A 15,759-nucleotide genomic window follows, 5' to 3' on the forward strand; every position below is an offset into this window, starting at 1 on the left:
TGGTCGTGTCAGGCGGGTTTGACGTAGACGTGAGCCGCCTGATGCGACAGGAAGCCTTCCATCGTGTACGTGCGGTTGTAGGCGCCGCAGCGCGAAAAGATCGCGAGATCGCCGGGACGCGGCGGTGCGCTCGCGTGGCGCCGGCCGATCACGTCGGCGCGGCTGCAGGTGCTGCCCGCAAACACCGTGTCGCGAGTCGCGGCGCCGGTTTCGCCCGCGCTTTCTTCAGTGTTTTCGTCGCCGACGAGGCGCCCGTCGCGCACCAGCAGCGGCGCCTGCAAGCGGCGCAGCGGCAGCTCGGTTTGCGCCAGCAGAAAGTTGTGGCTGATGCCGCCGTCGCAGATGGCGACGCTGCGATCGGGCCAATGCTTGACCGCCATCACGCGTGTGACGAAGAGGCCGGCATCGGCGAAAATCGCGCGGCCCGATTCGTGCGCAAGCGAGAAATCGGCGGCAAGCGGCGCGAGCGAATCGCGGTACTGCGCGAATGCCGCGGGTGAATCGCCCATTTCGGAGAAGCCGCCGCCGAGGCTCAGCGACGCGAGCGGCGCGCCGTTCGGCGCGGCCAGCTCGTGCGCCAGCGCGGCCGCGCGCGGCGGCAGCGCGACGGTGTCGGCAGTGGCCGCGCCGCCGCGCGTGAAGGTATGGGAACCCGAGAACACGTGCAGACCCGATACGCGCAGACCGGCGGCAGCGAGCCGCGCGGTGGCGTCGAACGCTTCGGCGGGCGTCATGCCGAAGTGATCGTGCCAGTGCGTGCGCGCCGCGTCGCCGGCCAGCGCACCCGCGTTCAGACGCAGCAGCACGTTGCCGGGCGTCGCGCCCGCCGCGATCGCGTCCTGCGCCAACGCGATGAAGCGCGCGACGAGGTCGGGATTGTCGAGTACGAAATTGCAACGCGACGCGAGTCCTGCGCGAATGAAGTCTTCGTTCATCGCGGGGTTGTTCAGATACTTCGGCGCCTTGATCCGGCCGACCACCAGATCCAGCTCGCCGCGGCTCGCCAGTTCGATGCCGTCTTCGTACGCGTGGCCGCAGCGCACCAGCATGTCCTGGTTCGGATTGGCCTTCAGCGACACGATGAGCCGCGTGCCGAGCCGCGCCTTCAACGCGCGGTAACGTTCGATCGCGACTTCGGGATCGAACACGTAGCAGGGCGTTTTCAGATTCTGCAGCCACGCGTAGTCCGGGGTCGCTTTTTCAGCGTCGGGCGCCGCGCGCGTGAGCGCGCGGGTGTCGTCGATCACGAGTTCAGTTTGCATGGCGAGCCACCGGATGCAGCGTCACCGCCGCGTACGCACCGCAATTCGACTGCATCACGCCGAGCACGCGCTGACCGCTGGCGAGCGCATCGAGCCCGACGTCGGCCATGTTGATCGGAAAATCGGAGCAGCATGCGTGGCCGCGCGAATAGATGTTCGCGGCGTACAGGCGTTCCTGCGGCAAACGCATCGCGCGGCACAGCGAGTTCCAGCCGGGCAGGTCGGCGTTGTGCGGCAAAAGCAGGTCGTAGTCTTCGAGCGCGACGTCCTCGAACGCGACGGCCGCCTCGATCGCCTTGCGCGTGTACGGCCACTCCAGCGCGATCAGATCCGCTTCGTTGTCGGCGACCGTATCGGAGCCGCCGTACCATTTCGCGTGACTGCGGATCGCGATGCGCCCGAGCCGGTTCTTCGTGCAGTTGCGCGTGACGAGCATCGCGGCCGCGCCGTCGCATTGCACGCCGCTCATCTGGCGCATGCGGAAATCCTCGCCGTAGACGCGGTCGGACGACACGATCACGGCCGCATCGAGTTGCGGGAAACGGCGCATCAACGCGTCGACGGTTTCGAGTCCGGAGGCCACCGACACGCAATTGAGCTGCGCGACCGAGCCGAGCCACAACGGCTCGATGCCGAAGTGCGCGGCGACTTCGTGCGGCAGGCTGCGCGGCGCGGGCGGCACGCTGAACGCCTGGGTGTGCACGTGCACGATCGCGCCGATTTCGCCCGGACGCACGCGCGCCGTGTCGATCAACCGGCCGACCGCATCGATCGCGAGGTCGGTCTCACTGGTATCGAGCGCCATGTGGAAATAGCGGCTCCCCGACTGCGCGATTGCCGCGGCGCGGCGCGCCGGATAGCCGCGCTCCGCCGCCCACGACTCGATGTCGACGGGCGCGCCGGGCAGTTCATAGGCCACGGCCTCGATGCCGAGCCATTGCGCGCCGTCGTGACTGAGAGAGGAAGTCGTCATGGTCAGTTGAGCGGCATGGCCGCGTAGTCGAGAACGTTGAGCTTTTCGAAGGTCGATTGCACCGTCGGCGTGAGCAATCCCATCTCGCGGATGGTCGGCACGAGACGCCGGAAAATCGACCGGCGGATCGAACTCGATACCGGCGACTGCCGCACCATTTCGCTGCAATCGCGGCGCGATAGACCCATCGGTTCCCAGATGTCGTCCGCGCACAGATGTTCGTAGAGCACCGACGCGCCCTCGCAGATGAACTGCTCGCGTTCGCGCAATTCGCGCGCGCTCATGTCGGCGTACACGCGGCACAGCGTGATGCGGCCGACTGCGAAGTGGCGCGATTCGTCGCGCTGGATCCGGGCGAACAGATCCTTGATGAACGGATCGCTGCTATACGCGACCACGCTCTGGAAAATCGACAGCGCAATCCCTTCGACGAGCACCTGCATGCCGAGATTGGTCATGTCGAGTGCGCTCGACGTAATCGTGTCTTCGAGCAGGCTGCGCAGCGACCGGCTCATCGGATAGCGGACTTCGAGTTTTTCGACGAGACGCGCATACGCTTCGACGTGGCGCGCTTCGTCCATCACCTGGGTCGCCGCGCACAGCCGCGCGCTCAGTCCTTCTTCTGCGGACGCGAGCTTCGACGCACAGATGACGGCGGCCTGTTCGCCGTGCAGAATCTGCGACAGCAGCCAGCCCTGCGCGTGATGGCGCACTTCGCGACGGCCCTTGTCGTCGAGCTTGCCCCACAGATCCGTGCCGTAAATCAGCAGCGTCGGATCGGGCATCCCGAGCGGGTTGTCGGGATCGAGCTCGCTCGACCAGTCGACGTCTTTCGCGACGTCCCACTGCGCCGCCTTGGCTTTCTCATACAGGCGATTGAGTGCTTCGTCGCGCATTTCGTAATCGTCGGACATCAACGCATCGACGGGCATCGTCCAGCGCACGTCCTGCGGTTCGAACGCGACCGGCGTGGCGTGCTCAGCTATTTCATTCATGTCGTGTACTCCGGAGCAGCACGTCGGCTGCGTTGAAAGAAGCGGAAGGGTCGGTGTACGCGCGAATCGCGTAGCGCGACCAGTCCGAGAGCAGCACCGCATCGACCGCGCTGGCTAGATGCGCGGGCCATACGGCGCAGTGAATCGAGTTGTCGCCGGCGTAGTCGAGATCGCGCAGGATGTGGTCGCCGACCCACACCACCGTTTCGCCGCGCGCGCCGTACCACTGCGCCTCGTCGAACAGCCGGACGCCGAGCAATACGCGCGGTTGCAGCAGCGCAGGCGGTAGCGAACCGAAATACGGCGCGCAGACTTCGAAGAACAGCCGCGCCGACGCGTCGATTTCGTTGCGCACGCGGCCGCTCAGTTCGGCGAGAAACGCGAAGTACTGCACGTGGTCGAGCAACACCCGGCGCTCGCCGGCCGGCGCGGTTTCATGAGTCGCGATGGCCGCGTTCTTCGGCTCGGCCGGCAGCCAGTCGTCGCATTGCACGACACGGGCGTAATCGGCGATGCTTGCAAGCGGCATCCGGTAAGCGTTCGCCGCGACCGTGACCGGTTGCTGCGCGTCGCGTGCGAGCCGATAGGTGAGACGCGCGGGCGCGTTCATGTCGAGACCTCCAGGGAAAACCGTGCATCGGCGGCCAGCGCGATCCGCGCGATCGAGTAGTAGCCGTTCAAAGCAAGCGAGCTGACGACGGCCTCGGTGTCGGCGCCGCGTTCTTCCACCAGTCCGAGCAGCAACGAGATCCACGGATCGCTGCCGAACGAATGGCCGAAGCGCTGATGACCGTCGGGCAACAGCGGCACACGGCCCACGCCCACCAGCAACGCGCGCCGCGACGGCGCCGGAAAAAACGGAATCGCCAGACGCGCGTCGGGATGTTCCGCGCAGAAGGCCCGCAAGCGGCGGCCCAACTGCACGACCGCGCTGCCCGGATGCGCGGCTTCGTTGACGAGCGGTGCGGCGTCGGCAGGCCGCACGTCGACGAGCAGCGTCGAGATGCCGAAACCCGAGCCTCCCCACATCGGGTTCGCGTGCCAGTAGCTGAAACCGTGCGCATCCACGTCGACGATCTGCAACAGCAAGGTGCGAGGACCGTCGACCGCGGCCTTGGCGAGCGAGCGCGCAAACACATAGCCCCAGCCCGCGCATTCGTACGAACAGGTCATCCAGTCGAGCGGGCGCGGCGCCGCGTGCGAGACGGCATCGGTGAAGCGCCGGCCGCACGCGGAGCCGTTGAGCAGCAGCATCGACAGGATGGTCGAACTCACCACGTAGTCGTCCACGTGCGCGTCGCCGCACAGGTGTTCCCGCTCGCTGGCCGCGAGCCGGCCGAGTGCGTCCGCTGCGGCGCCCAGATCGGCGACCTCGTCGGGCCGCGACGACCTGACACGCCGGTAGCCGAGCGCACGCACGGTGAGCGCCGCTGCCGGCGCGTCCGGCGCGGCGGCAGCGTGGTCCCGATGTTGAAGGGGCGCCAGCATGATTCGCTCACGCAGCGTGCTGTTGATGACGCAGTTGCGCGTCGAGTTGTTGCAGCGTCGTGTATTGCGTGATGTTCAGCGCTTCGGGATCGATGGCGCCGTACAGTTGCTCGCAGAACACGATCAGCTCGACGATGTTCAGCGAGTCGATACCGAGTTCGCCGATGCCCGCATCGGTGGCGACGGTTTCGACGTTGAGAATCTTGGCGACTTCGCGCGACAGGATTTCGAGCGCATCGTTGGGAACGGTCTGGATCGACATGGTTTGCTCCTTCAAAGGTGGTGAATGGACATCGGGGTTGAGAACTTCAGGCGACTGCGGAATGGCTGCGCAAGCTTTTGCGCAACTCGTGGTAACACCGGTACGAACTGCCCTCCATCTTCGAGAAGGCGAGCAGGTCGCGCTGGTCTTCAAAACGCGAGACCGCGCCGCTCTTTACGAGCGACGTGAGGAATTCGTTGGACAGCAGCTTGATCGCGAGCACGCGTTGCACCTTGCGGAAGTCGTAGTGCTCGAGTTGGGTCTGGCTGGATGCGGCGTCCGCGATGAAGCGATGCAACTGTGCGTGCTCGCGGTCGAGCCGCACGCGGCCGGTATTCGCGAGCCACGTGACATGCGCCATCAGTGCGCGCACGAAGTACGGGCGCACGACGGTCAGGTACTTGTTGAACACGGTCGGGCCGCCGATGCGCAGCCGGTCGTTCGGGCCGACCGTCACGTCGCCGCTGACATTCGCGAGTTGCAGATTGCCGGCGAGGAACGGCTCGCCGAAGGTTTCGCGCTTCAGTTGCCGATAGGCGTCGGGCCACACCAGATACGCGGCCGGAAACATCACGCCGGGAAGGCGCGCGGCGATCACCGCCATGCAGTCGCGTTGCGCTTCGATGCCCCATACCTTCGCGACATGCAGCGCGATGCCGCTTTCGGTGCTCTTCACCTGGGTTTTCCACGCGCCGAGCGTCGGGCCGCCCGCGTCGCTCATCAGAAACGCGAAGTTGTGACCGCTGTCGAGACAGTCGCATGCCCGCGTGTACTGCTCCTCGGTGAAGAAGAGCCCGAACATGATGCGGATGAACGCACGCATGAACGGCTTGAAGTGGCTGTGCAGTCCGTCGGCCTCGATCTGCAGCAAGATGCTTTCGGTGAGCGGCGCTTCCTCGTGACGCAGCGGCGTCGACGCGCTTGCATCGGCGGCCGCGCCGGGCATCGCCGCGCGCAACTCGATGATCATTTCGCTGTCGAGCAGACGCAGTGCGGCGGCTTCGATCAACGCGACGGCTGCGTCGGGCACGTGGCCCGTCATGTCGAGATGGCGCAAGACCGGATACGCGACAAGGCCTGCCAACGTCGGTGTGCTGGATGATGAGGATGACGGAATAATGACGTCTGTCGGATTCGGATCGAGCATGGTTGTGGACATGATGATTTTTCCTGTTAGAACCGCACGCGCAACGCGGCGTCGATTTCGGTGCTCAAACCCACCGCGCGATATTCCGAGTTCGACCCGGCGAATGCGTGCGTGATCGCCAGATCGACGCTCACGCGCTTGTTGATGTCGGTGACCGCTTGCGCCACCGCGAGAAAACCCTTGTCTTGCGGCGAGTAGATGCCGCGCAGCGATACTTCGGTGCGGCCGATTTTCTTGCCGAGGCGCGCGAACACGTAGTCGCGCAGGCTGCCGTCCACGCTCACGTATTGCGCGGTGTCGCCGAGTCCCATCAACGCCGCGCCGGGATTGAACGGCATCAACGCGTGGTTCGTGTCGATTGCACCCACCATCTGACGCCATTGGTGCGCGTCGAATTTCGCTTCGTCGTGCGACCACTCGACGATCAGCGAGACGTTGCCCGGCAGCGCGCTCTGCATGCCGAGCGCGCTGCGCCACATCACCTGGCGGTCGTTGCGCCGGTCGACTTCCGCGTAATCGGCGGCAGAAGAGGGCGTCACGTCGTCTTCGATGAAGGCCGGTATAGGACGCGTGCTGCCGCGCTCGGCCCAGCCGCTCGCGTAGACGGTGCTCGAGTGGCCGATGTCGAGCGATACGGTGCCGCCGGCGCCGGGCTTGCCCGCATGCCGCCCGGCGAGCAGCGACGCGGATCCTCCGGACCAGTTGTAGCCGCCGCGCACCAGTTCGGTTTCACCTGCTAGGTCGCGATCGTCCACGTCGTTGCGCAACGTATGGTTGCGGCCCGCGATCGCCTGCACCGAGAAGCGGTCGCCCACCCACTTCACTTCGGCAAGCGGCACGCCTTCCACTTCGCCGTAGCGGTCGTAGATATCCGCAGTCGACGGGCGCAGCTGGAAGAAGCCGAGCGGAAAGAAAGCCTGCGACGTGTCGAGCGTTTCGATGCGCTTGCCGGCCAGCACGCTCACGCCGTTATCGAAGCCATAACGCGCACCGATCTCGTTGAAGCGCGTTTGCTGCGCGCCGAGCGAATGGTCGCTCGCGATCAGGCGCGCGTTCATGAACAGGTTGTCGCCGTCGATGCGCAGAATCGCGGCCGCCTCCTGGTGGTTGCGCGGTTCCTCGCCGATCAGATCGGACAGCAGCGCGTTGCCGCCGGTGTAGTCCACCGAGCGCGCGTAACCGATGCCGTTGAGCGTGCTGAGCTGATCCATCAGACTTTCTCCGTAGGCAGCGCCCGACACGCCGAGCGAGCCGAGCGTGCTGAACGCAGCGCATAGCAGCGGCATGACACGTGGGCGGCGGTGACGATTGCGCGAGTCATCGGCGAGGTTCCGGTTGTCGGCTTCAGTTGCCATCGGCGAGCGTGTCGGGATTGAACCAGCCCGACGGAATCTTGTGCGGTTGACCGTCGACGATCTCGACGACGCTGGCGCGCTGCTTTTCGACTTCGTTGTGATACGTGATGCGTTTGATCACCGGCCGTCCGTTCACCGCCACGGGCGCGCTGAATTCGGCGCTGCGAAACAGCAGCCCGCTCGCGAGGAAAAACTGCGCGCGAACCGGCGCCTGGGTGTCGGAGGTCACCCACAGCTTGATCTTCGGATAGACGTTGTCCTGATCGGTGGCGGTGAGATCGAGCTCGGTCGTCGCGTGCCCATTCGCGACCGGGCCAGGCGTCGGCGCGATCGTCGCGCGATAGCTGTCAGCCCAATGCGTGCGTGTGATGTCGCTGATCACCACTTCGCCTTGCAGCCGCTGCATCCCGTTGATGCGCACGGCGCTGCGCGTGTTCGGCACATAGAACCAGTGGCCGCGCGTGGTCGCCAGATACTTCTGGCCTTCGTTCTCGCCGCTCTTCGTCAGCGCCAGCGTGTCGCCGTCGCCGCGCGTATAGACGAGGTAGTGCGTGTCGTCGCCGGACTGGCCGTTGTCGATATTGGTGATGTCGATATCGGTTTTCGCGTCGTCGGCGGTGCTGCGGAATGCGTCGGCGCGGGCGAGCATCACCGCGGCGTCGGGTGTCGCCGAACTTTGCTCGGCCGCATGGCCGGCCTTTTGCGTCAGGATGCTGGCGATGGCGAGCGCCAGCGCAATCCCCGAGGCGCCCGCACGCAACGTGTGGCGGCGCGTTTCGGGATCGGTTTTCAGGCGCTGCATGAACGGCTGTTGCGAGACTGCGGCGCGGCGGGAATCCGTGACGAACGACTCGTCGGAACGGGAATCAGCAGGACGAGAATCAGCAGGACGGAAGGCGGAACGTTTCATGATGCAAACCCCTTGAGAATGTCGCGTCGGGCGAAGCCGGTGGTAGCGAGGAGGGCGGCCGCGATGCCGAGCACCACAAAGGCGGCTTCGACGGCGGCGACGGCGGACGGCGAGATCGCGAACGTCAGCAGGATCGGATTGACGCGTCCCGGCGGCGGCGGCAGATGAATCCCGGCGTGATTGAGCGCGCTCATCAGCAGCACGGACACGGCAATCCCGGCGAATGCGCCGAGCAGGCCGAGCAGCGCGGTTTCCTTCACGAGTACCGAACGCACGGTGACGGACGGCACACCGAGTGCGCGCAGTGTCGAGATTTCGCGACGACGCTCCATCACGCTCATCAGAATCCAGTTGCTCATCGACAGCAGGATCGTCACCGAGAGAATCGCGCCGAACACCGAGAACTGGTTGCGGTACAGCGACACGATCTGGTGGTACAGCGAGACAAGCTGGTCCCACGTGCGCACGTCCATTGTCGGCAACGTGCCGCGTAGCGTGGCGGCGCTCTGCGCGGCATCGGACGTGTGGCGCAGGAACACGGTGAAGCGCGACGCGCGGTCGGTGCGCAGCAGCGCTTGCGCGGCGCCGAACGTGACGTTGACGATGCGTTCGTCGAGGTCCTTGTTGCCGGTGCTCATCACGCCGACCACCTGTGCGTCGGTCGCGTTGATGCCGCCATGCGCGGTCGAGACCATCAGTTGCACGACCGAGCCCGCATGAATGTTCAGCTTGCGCGCGAGTTCGCTGCCGATCACGACTTCCGTGCCCGCCGATTGCGCTTGCAGATAGCGGCCGGACATGACCGTGTGATAGTCGGCGAAACCGGGCGGTTGGCGATTCGGCTCGACCGCCTCGCCGACGAAGCCGTAACTCAGGTCGCCATTCGAGATCAGCCCTTCGAAGTCGATCTCACGCGCGGTGCTCGCGACGCCCGGCAGTTTCGCGACCGCCTCGCTTGCGGCCTGCTGTTCCGGCGCGGTGAGCCCGTATTGCAGCGGCCGTTCGCCGATCTTGTCGAGATAGCCGCGATGCAGCACTTGCAGATGGCCGACGCCGCTGTCGATCGAACCTTCGCGCACCGCATCGAAGGTGGCCAGCACATAGCCGAGCGCGGTGCTGGCCGCGAATGCGGTGACGCCGACCATCGACATCGTCAGAAGCGTGCGGCGCCGGTTGCGCCACAGGTTACGCCACGCAAATATCGACCAGTTCACGGTTCGTCTCCGGTTGGGTGTGCAATACGCCGTCACGCATTTCGATGCGGCGCGGCAGTTGCGCGCACAGGCGTTCGTCGTGCGAGGCGATCAGAAACGCGGTGCCGAGCGACGCGTTGGTCGCGAGAATCAATTCGGCGACCGCGTGGGCGTTCGCGCTGTCGAGGTTCGCAGTCGGTTCGTCGGCGATCACGATCGCGGGCTCTTTCGCGAGCGCGCGGGCCAGCGCGACGCGTTGCTGCTCGCCGCCCGACAGTTGTCCCGGGCGATGCTTTTCGCGCGCCGCGAGGCCGACGGCCGCGAGCATCGCGCGCGCTTTCTCGCGGCGCTTGCGCTTGTCGCGCTGCATGAAGAGACCGAGTTCGACGTTTTCGAGCGCGGAGAGCACCGACACGAGATTGAAGTTCTGGAACACGAAGCCGATCCGTTCGCGGCGCACCGCTTCGAGCGTGCGCGGCGTGTCGTCGATCTCGATGCCTTCGAGCCAGCGCGAGCCGCTTGTCGGCGTGTCGAGAAAGCCGGCGATGTTGAGCAACGTGCTCTTGCCGCTGCCCGACGGGCCGACGAGCGCGACGACATCGCCACGCTGGATCGACAGATTCGCGTGACGCACGGCGACGAGGGCTTCGGCGCCGCCTTCGTAAGCGCGCGTGATGTCGCGCAGTTCGAGTGCGGGCGCGCGCTGTTGGGCGGACGGCAGCATGGCGAAGTCGGCGATCATGCGAGCGCTCCTTCGAGTGCGGCGTCGCGGCTGTCCGAGGTCGGCGTCACGTCGCGTTGGGTCGTCGGAACCAGCGCGAGACCGGCGCTCACGCCCGTCAGTTGAAGCGCGCCGGACGCATACAGGTCCTTGCATTTCAGACGTTGCAGTTTGCCGCTCGTGGTGCGCGGCAGGCCGCCCGGCTCGACGAAGCAGATTTCCTGCGCGGCGAAACCGATCTGTTGCTGCAGCAGTTGCTGGAAACGGGCGCGGGTTTGTGCATTCGCATCCGCGGCGCGCGCTTCGGCGACCACGATCAGACGCTCGGTGCCGGAGATTTCGTCGAACAGGCCGAACGCCGCGCAGGTGCTTTTCTGCATCGCCGGGTCGGCGGAGAGCGCTTCCTCGATTTCATGCGGGAAATAGTTGCTGCCGCGGATGATGATGATTTCCTTCTTGCGGCCGAGGATGTAAAGCTGGCCGCCGGCGATGTAGCCGATGTCGCCGGTCATGAACCAGCCGTCCGCGTTGCACGGTGAAACGATTGTGCGATCGGCGGCGCTCAGATAGCCGCTCATCAGCGACGTGCCGCGCACCGCGACTTCGCCGACGCTGCGTTCGTCAAGCGTTTCACCGCGATCGCCGGCGATCCGGTAGGCCATGCCTTCGATAGGCGTGCCCATCGCAAGCACGCTTTCGTGATCGGTGTGATCGGCAAGATCGATGTGTTCGATGGCGAGCGCGCGCTGCGTGTCGATCAACGCGCGCTTATCGATGCGATCGGCGATCACATAGGGCGCACCGCTCACGCGTCCGGTGTGCAGCGCGCGATGCATCGACACCGCGAGCGTCGATTCGGCCATTCCATAGCACGGTTGCAGCGCGGATGCGTCGAGCCCGTACGGCGCGAAGGTGCGGGCGAAATCGCGCAACGTTTCTTCGTCCACCCGTTCGCCGCCGATGAAAATGTTGCGGCACGCGGACAGGTCGGCGCCCTGCATCGCGGCTTCGTTGAAGCGGCGCACGCAGTAGCGCAACGCGAACGTCGGCACCGACGTGGTCGTGGCGCGCGCGTCGGCGACGCGTTTGAGCCAGCCGAGCGGATTGCGGATAAAGCTGTTGGGCTGCATCATCAGAAGCGGCGCGCGGTAATGCATGTTCGACAACAGCGTGAGCAGGCCCATGTCGTGGTAAAGCGGCAGCCACGATGCAGTGCCGTCGCCGTTCGCAATATCGAAGCCGACCGAGCCGCCGATCCCCAGCACATTCGCGATCACATTGCGATGGCTGAGCACCGCGGCTTTCGGATGCGAGGTCGACCCGGACGTGAGCTGCACGTGATGCGGATCGTCGTCGCGTTTCATGCTGATCAGCGGCGCGCTGCCGGGTTGCATGGCTGCCCGCAGGAACGTCTCGTCGATCACGCGCACGCCGGTGCGTTGCGCAAGCGGCGCGAGACCCACGGCGCAGGCTTCGGTGGTGACGAGCAGGCGCGGGCGATACAACTCGCTCGCCACTTCGACGACCTGAGTCGCGTTGCTCGCCATGCGGCGCGCGGGCATCGGCACCGTGCACGGCAGCGCGCCGCTCAGGATGCAGCCCATCATCGCGGTGACATGCGCAACCGACGCGGGCAGCGCCAGCATCACGATGTCGTTTTCGCGCACGCCGAGTTCGCGCAACGCGCCGGCATGGAGGAACGCCTGTTCGGCGAGTTCGCGATAGCTGATGCTTTCGTCGCGGCCCGCGTCGCTGACGAAAGTCATCCGATGCCGCGAGCCGTCAGCCGACTCCAGCGCATCGATGAGACGATGAATAGTGGAAGCGCAATGCGTCACAACGTACCCCTTTGCATGAGCTGCGGGTGGGATGGATCGACGTGGCGCTGACGTGTTGCGAACAACGTTCGTCGATCTGGCATGAACGGATTCTGGAAAAAACCGCGCAGACCGACAAACGGTAATTTCGCAGGCAATGAATGCGTGGGAGGCATGCACGCGTCGCGCGCGTCAGCGCATTGCGTGTATCGGGAGCGGACGCGTTAGCGTGTAGGAGTAGAGAGGCGGGGTGACGTGCCGCGCCACGCGTCGGGCAACGCGTGGCGAACCGGGCAGCGTGAAAAGCAGCGTTGAAAGCGCAGAAGAGCCGGCAGCCGGGATGGCGCGCCGATGCGCGCGGCGTGGGTTACGCGGCGCGAATGCGAAGTGGGGAGTCGGTGTCGGTGTCGTGCGGACCGTCGGGCTTCGCGCATGACACAGAGGCATGCGCTTCTTCCAGCAGCCATTCGGTGAGTGCGGCAAGTTCGGTATCGGCGTCGGCATCGTGACCGGCGATCAGGCAATACGCACCCGAATCGACGAGGCATTCGGGAAACAGCTCGACGAGCCGGTTCTGTTGCACGAGCCCATTGATGAGCGGGCGACGACCGAGCGCGACACCATGACCGTCGACGGCAGCCTGAATCAGTTGGTCATACTGACTGAAATACAGTCCGCCTGCGGGTTTCAGATGCGGCTCGGCAAGCTGGTCGAGCAGGTTGTCCCACGTGTACCAGGGCCAGGTGCCGCAGGTGTCGTCCATGTGCAGCAGCACCTGTTGCCCGAGATCGGTCGGCGCGAAGGCCTCCTTGCCTGAATCGGCGATCAGGCTCGGACTGCACACGGCGACGACCTGCTCGTCGAACAGATGCTGCGCGCCGGGGTACTGCACATCGGGCCTCACATAACGTACCGCCAGATTCATCCGCTTGCGCTTCAGATCCTGTACGTCGCTGGTTGCGGATACGCGCACGTCGATACCCGGATGTCGCAAGCGGAAGCCGCCCAGGCGCGGAATCAGCCACAACGCGGAGAACGACACCGTGGTGGAGATCGAAATCGAGCGCTGTTCGGTGCCCGAGGACAGGCGGCCGATCGCACTCTCGAGATCGATCAGTGCATGCGCCAGAGACGCATGCAATGCGCGGCCGTTTTCAGTGAGCGTGAGTGCGCGGATGTGCCGGTGAAACAGCTCGATTCCCAACTGATCTTCGAGCGTCTTGACCTGGCGGCTCACCGCGGATTGCGTCACGTTCAGTTCCTGGCCCGCTTTAGTGAAGCTGAGATGGCGTGCTGCTGCGTCGAACCCGCGTAAAAAATCGAGTGACGGAAGATTCTGCAACCGCTTTCTCGTTCTCATTCTTCAACCTCATGCATTGAGTTCCGAAATGTCGTTTGTCGCGTGGCGGCACAACCTGAACAATTCACTCCGACACGCGACCGATCGCTGACCTTGCCAGGTCTCCAACACATTGATCCTGGCGACACGTTCGAACATCTTCGATGAACCTGCCCAGGAGAGAGTCTTGTCCGCCACCGCCCAACTGACCCCGCGTCCCAAAACCGTTCAGGATTTGAAAAGTCGTCCGAGCAGTGTCGTTTTTTCGCTCAAGCTGGCGATCTACTTTATAGTCCTCGCACATGGAGTTTTTTTTACATTCTCTGAATTTTTAATAATCAGGATAGTTGGCGTTTTATTGATTGGCGTGATGTTTGCGCATGGCGTTGAATTGCAGCATCAGGCTTTACACTATCATGGCTTCAAGAGCAAGCGCTGGAATGTGCTATTTGGCATAATCGTCGGAATCCCAATGCTGGTCTCGTTTTCCGGATACCAGGATAGCCACCTTAAGCACCATCGTATGCTCGGTACAAAGGAAAATACAGAATTTTTCGACTACGGAGACCAATACGGATTCAATTCGTTTCAAGGAATTCGTTCCTGGTTTATTCGGTTATTTATGCCGAATCACTATGGTAAATTTTTCCAAATCGCGATTAAGTCAGTTTGTGGCGTTTCAATTCGAAATGTGAATGAAGGCGTGGCGAAAGGAGTGCGCCGGGAACATCTTTGGATGCTCGCATTCATTGCTGCATTGACTGCGATTTCTGTTGCGCTTCATACGTGGGTCATTGCCTGGGTCTGGCTCGCGCCGTTGATGCTCGTCGCGGCGCCCGTGCATGCGTTGATCGAAATGCCCGAGCACTATCGCTGCGATCTGACGAGCACGGACCCGCTTCTGAACACACGCACCATCGTCAGCAATGCGTTCATGACATGGCTCACGAACGGCAACAACTATCACGTCGAACATCACATGATGCCGGCCTTGTCCATCGACCGGCTGCAAGATCTGCATGCGTCGATCGAGCCGTCCATCCGCTACCACCATCTCACGTATCGCGAGTTTTACTGGGCAGTACTACGCGACCGGATCGTGCCGCGCAGCGTCGACACAGCCGATACGGACGCACCCGATGCCGAGACTCCGGTCGAAGTACTTTCGCACGCGCCCGAACAAACCGCCTGACATCGCAGGAAGACCGCCATCAAGCCGCGACACCTCGGTCGCGCACCGCTTCATCCGCTGAATGCATGAGCCGCGCCCCGGACCCGCGGGCGCGTCACTGACTGGAGAGAGCACGCATGTTTGTCGAGACCCTGGCGCCGCGCCGCGCCGCATTTCCCAACTTCGCACAATTACCGCATTCGCTGCTCGACGACGCAGCGCGACCCGAGCACGATGTCGATGCTCAACGCGTGTTGCAGGCGTTCTATCTGCGCGAAATGGCTTCACCCGCGCAGTTCGCTGCGGCCCCGCGCCTCGCCGACTATGCGCATATTCACGCGCTCGAAGCGGCGTGGAACGAAGCGGAGGAGCAGCGCATCGATATGGATGCAATACCGGAGAACGTGGAGGATTTCTCGCGCTGGTACTGGGCATTGCATCGGCAGCATCGCAAGGCCGTTGCGCCGTTTTTCGACTACGTGGCCGACACCGCGAGTCTCGAGGAACTGGCGTTCTACATGATGCAGGAAGAGCAGGTCGACGGCCGTTTCGACGACGTGATCGCGCTCGCGCAAATCGGCATGAGCGGCGACATGAAACTCGCGCTCGCTGAAAACTACTGGGACGAAATGGGTCGCGGCAAGCTCGACGATCTGCACACGACACTGTTCGCGAGGTCGGTCGACTATATGCGCGGCTATATGCGCGAGCGCGATCTGGCGCCGCACGCGCCGACGGCCGCGCTGAAGAACGGCAATCTGCTGATGATGTATGCACTGCGCCGCCACTATCTGCCGCGTCTGCTCGGCGCGCTCGCGATCATGGAACACACGGCGCCCGCGCGTTTCGCGCGGCTGGTGCGCGGTCTGCGGCGCTTCGACGTGCCCGAGCACGTGATTCATTACCACGAGTTGCATATCGAAGTGGATGCGCAGCACGGCAAGGAACTGCTGAACCGCGTGCTGCTGCCGCTGCTTGCCGCGCATCCGGAGATGCTGCGGGAAGTATGTATCGGTTGCCTGATCCGCTTCAATGTCGCGATCGATTACTACGATTGTGTCGAGCAGGGCATGACGCAGGTAGCCGCGCGCCGTATCGATATCGCGCGTCATTGATCCGGATGACT

At 64.1% G+C, this 15,759-nt stretch carries 15 protein-coding genes; 2 read left to right on the forward strand and 13 right to left on the reverse strand.

Annotated elements, in window-relative coordinates:
* Positions 1-8 precede the first annotated feature (8 nt).
* From PQQ51_RS15530 to PQQ51_RS15590, 13 genes are all read right to left on the reverse strand, one after another.
* The gene (locus tag PQQ51_RS15530; protein WP_408497674.1) at positions 9-1,262 is read right to left on the reverse strand and encodes a type III PLP-dependent enzyme domain-containing protein; all 1,254 of its coding nucleotides are present in this window, start codon (positions 1,260-1,262) and stop codon (positions 9-11) included.
* Positions 1,252-2,235, reverse strand: coding sequence for a beta-ketoacyl-[acyl-carrier-protein] synthase family protein (locus PQQ51_RS15535; RefSeq protein ID WP_408497675.1), 984 nt, complete (start codon positions 2,233-2,235; stop codon positions 1,252-1,254). Before PQQ51_RS15535 ends, PQQ51_RS15530 begins: the two co-directional genes overlap by 11 nt.
* 2 nt (positions 2,236-2,237) lie before the next feature.
* The gene (locus tag PQQ51_RS15540; RefSeq protein WP_408497676.1) at positions 2,238-3,230 is read right to left on the reverse strand and encodes a ferritin-like domain-containing protein; all 993 of its coding nucleotides are present in this window, start codon (positions 3,228-3,230) and stop codon (positions 2,238-2,240) included.
* Entirely contained in the window at positions 3,223-3,840 is a 618-nt protein-coding gene (locus PQQ51_RS15545) for a hypothetical protein (RefSeq protein WP_408497677.1), read from the reverse strand. Before PQQ51_RS15545 ends, PQQ51_RS15540 begins: the two co-directional genes overlap by 8 nt.
* Complete coding sequence (locus tag PQQ51_RS15550) at positions 3,837-4,718, reverse strand: hypothetical protein (protein WP_408497678.1); 882 nt, start codon at positions 4,716-4,718, stop codon at positions 3,837-3,839. Before PQQ51_RS15550 ends, PQQ51_RS15545 begins: the two co-directional genes overlap by 4 nt.
* A 7-nt stretch (positions 4,719-4,725) precedes the next feature.
* On the reverse strand, positions 4,726-4,980 hold the full coding sequence (locus PQQ51_RS15555; RefSeq protein WP_408497679.1) for a phosphopantetheine-binding protein: 255 nt from the start codon (positions 4,978-4,980) through the stop codon (positions 4,726-4,728).
* Positions 4,981-5,026: 46 nt separating this feature from the next.
* Positions 5,027-6,139: a hypothetical protein gene (locus PQQ51_RS15560; RefSeq protein WP_408497680.1), complete on the reverse strand. Its 1,113-nt coding sequence runs from the start codon at positions 6,137-6,139 to the stop codon at positions 5,027-5,029.
* A 14-nt stretch (positions 6,140-6,153) separates the two neighbouring features.
* Positions 6,154-7,413 carry a hypothetical protein gene (locus PQQ51_RS15565; RefSeq protein ID WP_408497842.1) on the reverse strand — a complete coding sequence of 420 codons (1,260 nt, stop codon included), beginning with the start codon at positions 7,411-7,413 and terminating at the stop codon, positions 6,154-6,156.
* 58 nt (positions 7,414-7,471) lie between these two features.
* Positions 7,472-8,392: an outer membrane lipoprotein-sorting protein gene (locus tag PQQ51_RS15570; RefSeq protein WP_408497681.1), complete on the reverse strand. Its 921-nt coding sequence runs from the start codon at positions 8,390-8,392 to the stop codon at positions 7,472-7,474.
* Positions 8,389-9,606: an ABC transporter permease gene (locus PQQ51_RS15575; RefSeq protein ID WP_408497682.1), complete on the reverse strand. Its 1,218-nt coding sequence runs from the start codon at positions 9,604-9,606 to the stop codon at positions 8,389-8,391. Before PQQ51_RS15575 ends, PQQ51_RS15570 begins: the two co-directional genes overlap by 4 nt.
* On the reverse strand, positions 9,578-10,327 hold the full coding sequence (locus PQQ51_RS15580) for an ABC transporter ATP-binding protein (RefSeq protein WP_408497683.1): 750 nt from the start codon (positions 10,325-10,327) through the stop codon (positions 9,578-9,580). The genes PQQ51_RS15575 and PQQ51_RS15580 overlap by 29 nt, the downstream gene beginning before the upstream one ends.
* Positions 10,324-12,144 carry an AMP-binding protein gene (locus PQQ51_RS15585; protein ID WP_408497684.1) on the reverse strand — a complete coding sequence of 607 codons (1,821 nt, stop codon included), beginning with the start codon at positions 12,142-12,144 and terminating at the stop codon, positions 10,324-10,326. The genes PQQ51_RS15580 and PQQ51_RS15585 overlap by 4 nt, the downstream gene beginning before the upstream one ends.
* A 346-nt stretch (positions 12,145-12,490) precedes the next feature.
* Positions 12,491-13,483: a LysR substrate-binding domain-containing protein gene (locus tag PQQ51_RS15590; RefSeq protein WP_408497685.1), complete on the reverse strand. Its 993-nt coding sequence runs from the start codon at positions 13,481-13,483 to the stop codon at positions 12,491-12,493.
* Positions 13,484-13,649: 166 nt separating this feature from the next.
* On the opposite strand from PQQ51_RS15590, the gene PQQ51_RS15595 reads away from it, so the two are divergent.
* Together PQQ51_RS15595 and PQQ51_RS15600 are read left to right on the forward strand one after the other, a co-directional pair.
* On the forward strand, positions 13,650-14,654 hold the full coding sequence (locus PQQ51_RS15595) for a fatty acid desaturase family protein (RefSeq protein ID WP_408497686.1): 1,005 nt from the start codon (positions 13,650-13,652) through the stop codon (positions 14,652-14,654).
* 116 nt (positions 14,655-14,770) lie between these two features.
* Positions 14,771-15,748, forward strand: a complete 978-nt coding sequence (locus PQQ51_RS15600; RefSeq protein WP_408497687.1) for an iron-containing redox enzyme family protein — start codon at positions 14,771-14,773, stop codon at positions 15,746-15,748.
* Positions 15,749-15,759: the final 11 nt, after the last annotated feature.

The sequence above is a fragment of the Paraburkholderia xenovorans genome (genome assembly GCF_046030735.1).
GTDB lineage: Bacteria > Pseudomonadota > Gammaproteobacteria > Burkholderiales > Burkholderiaceae > Paraburkholderia > Paraburkholderia xenovorans_A.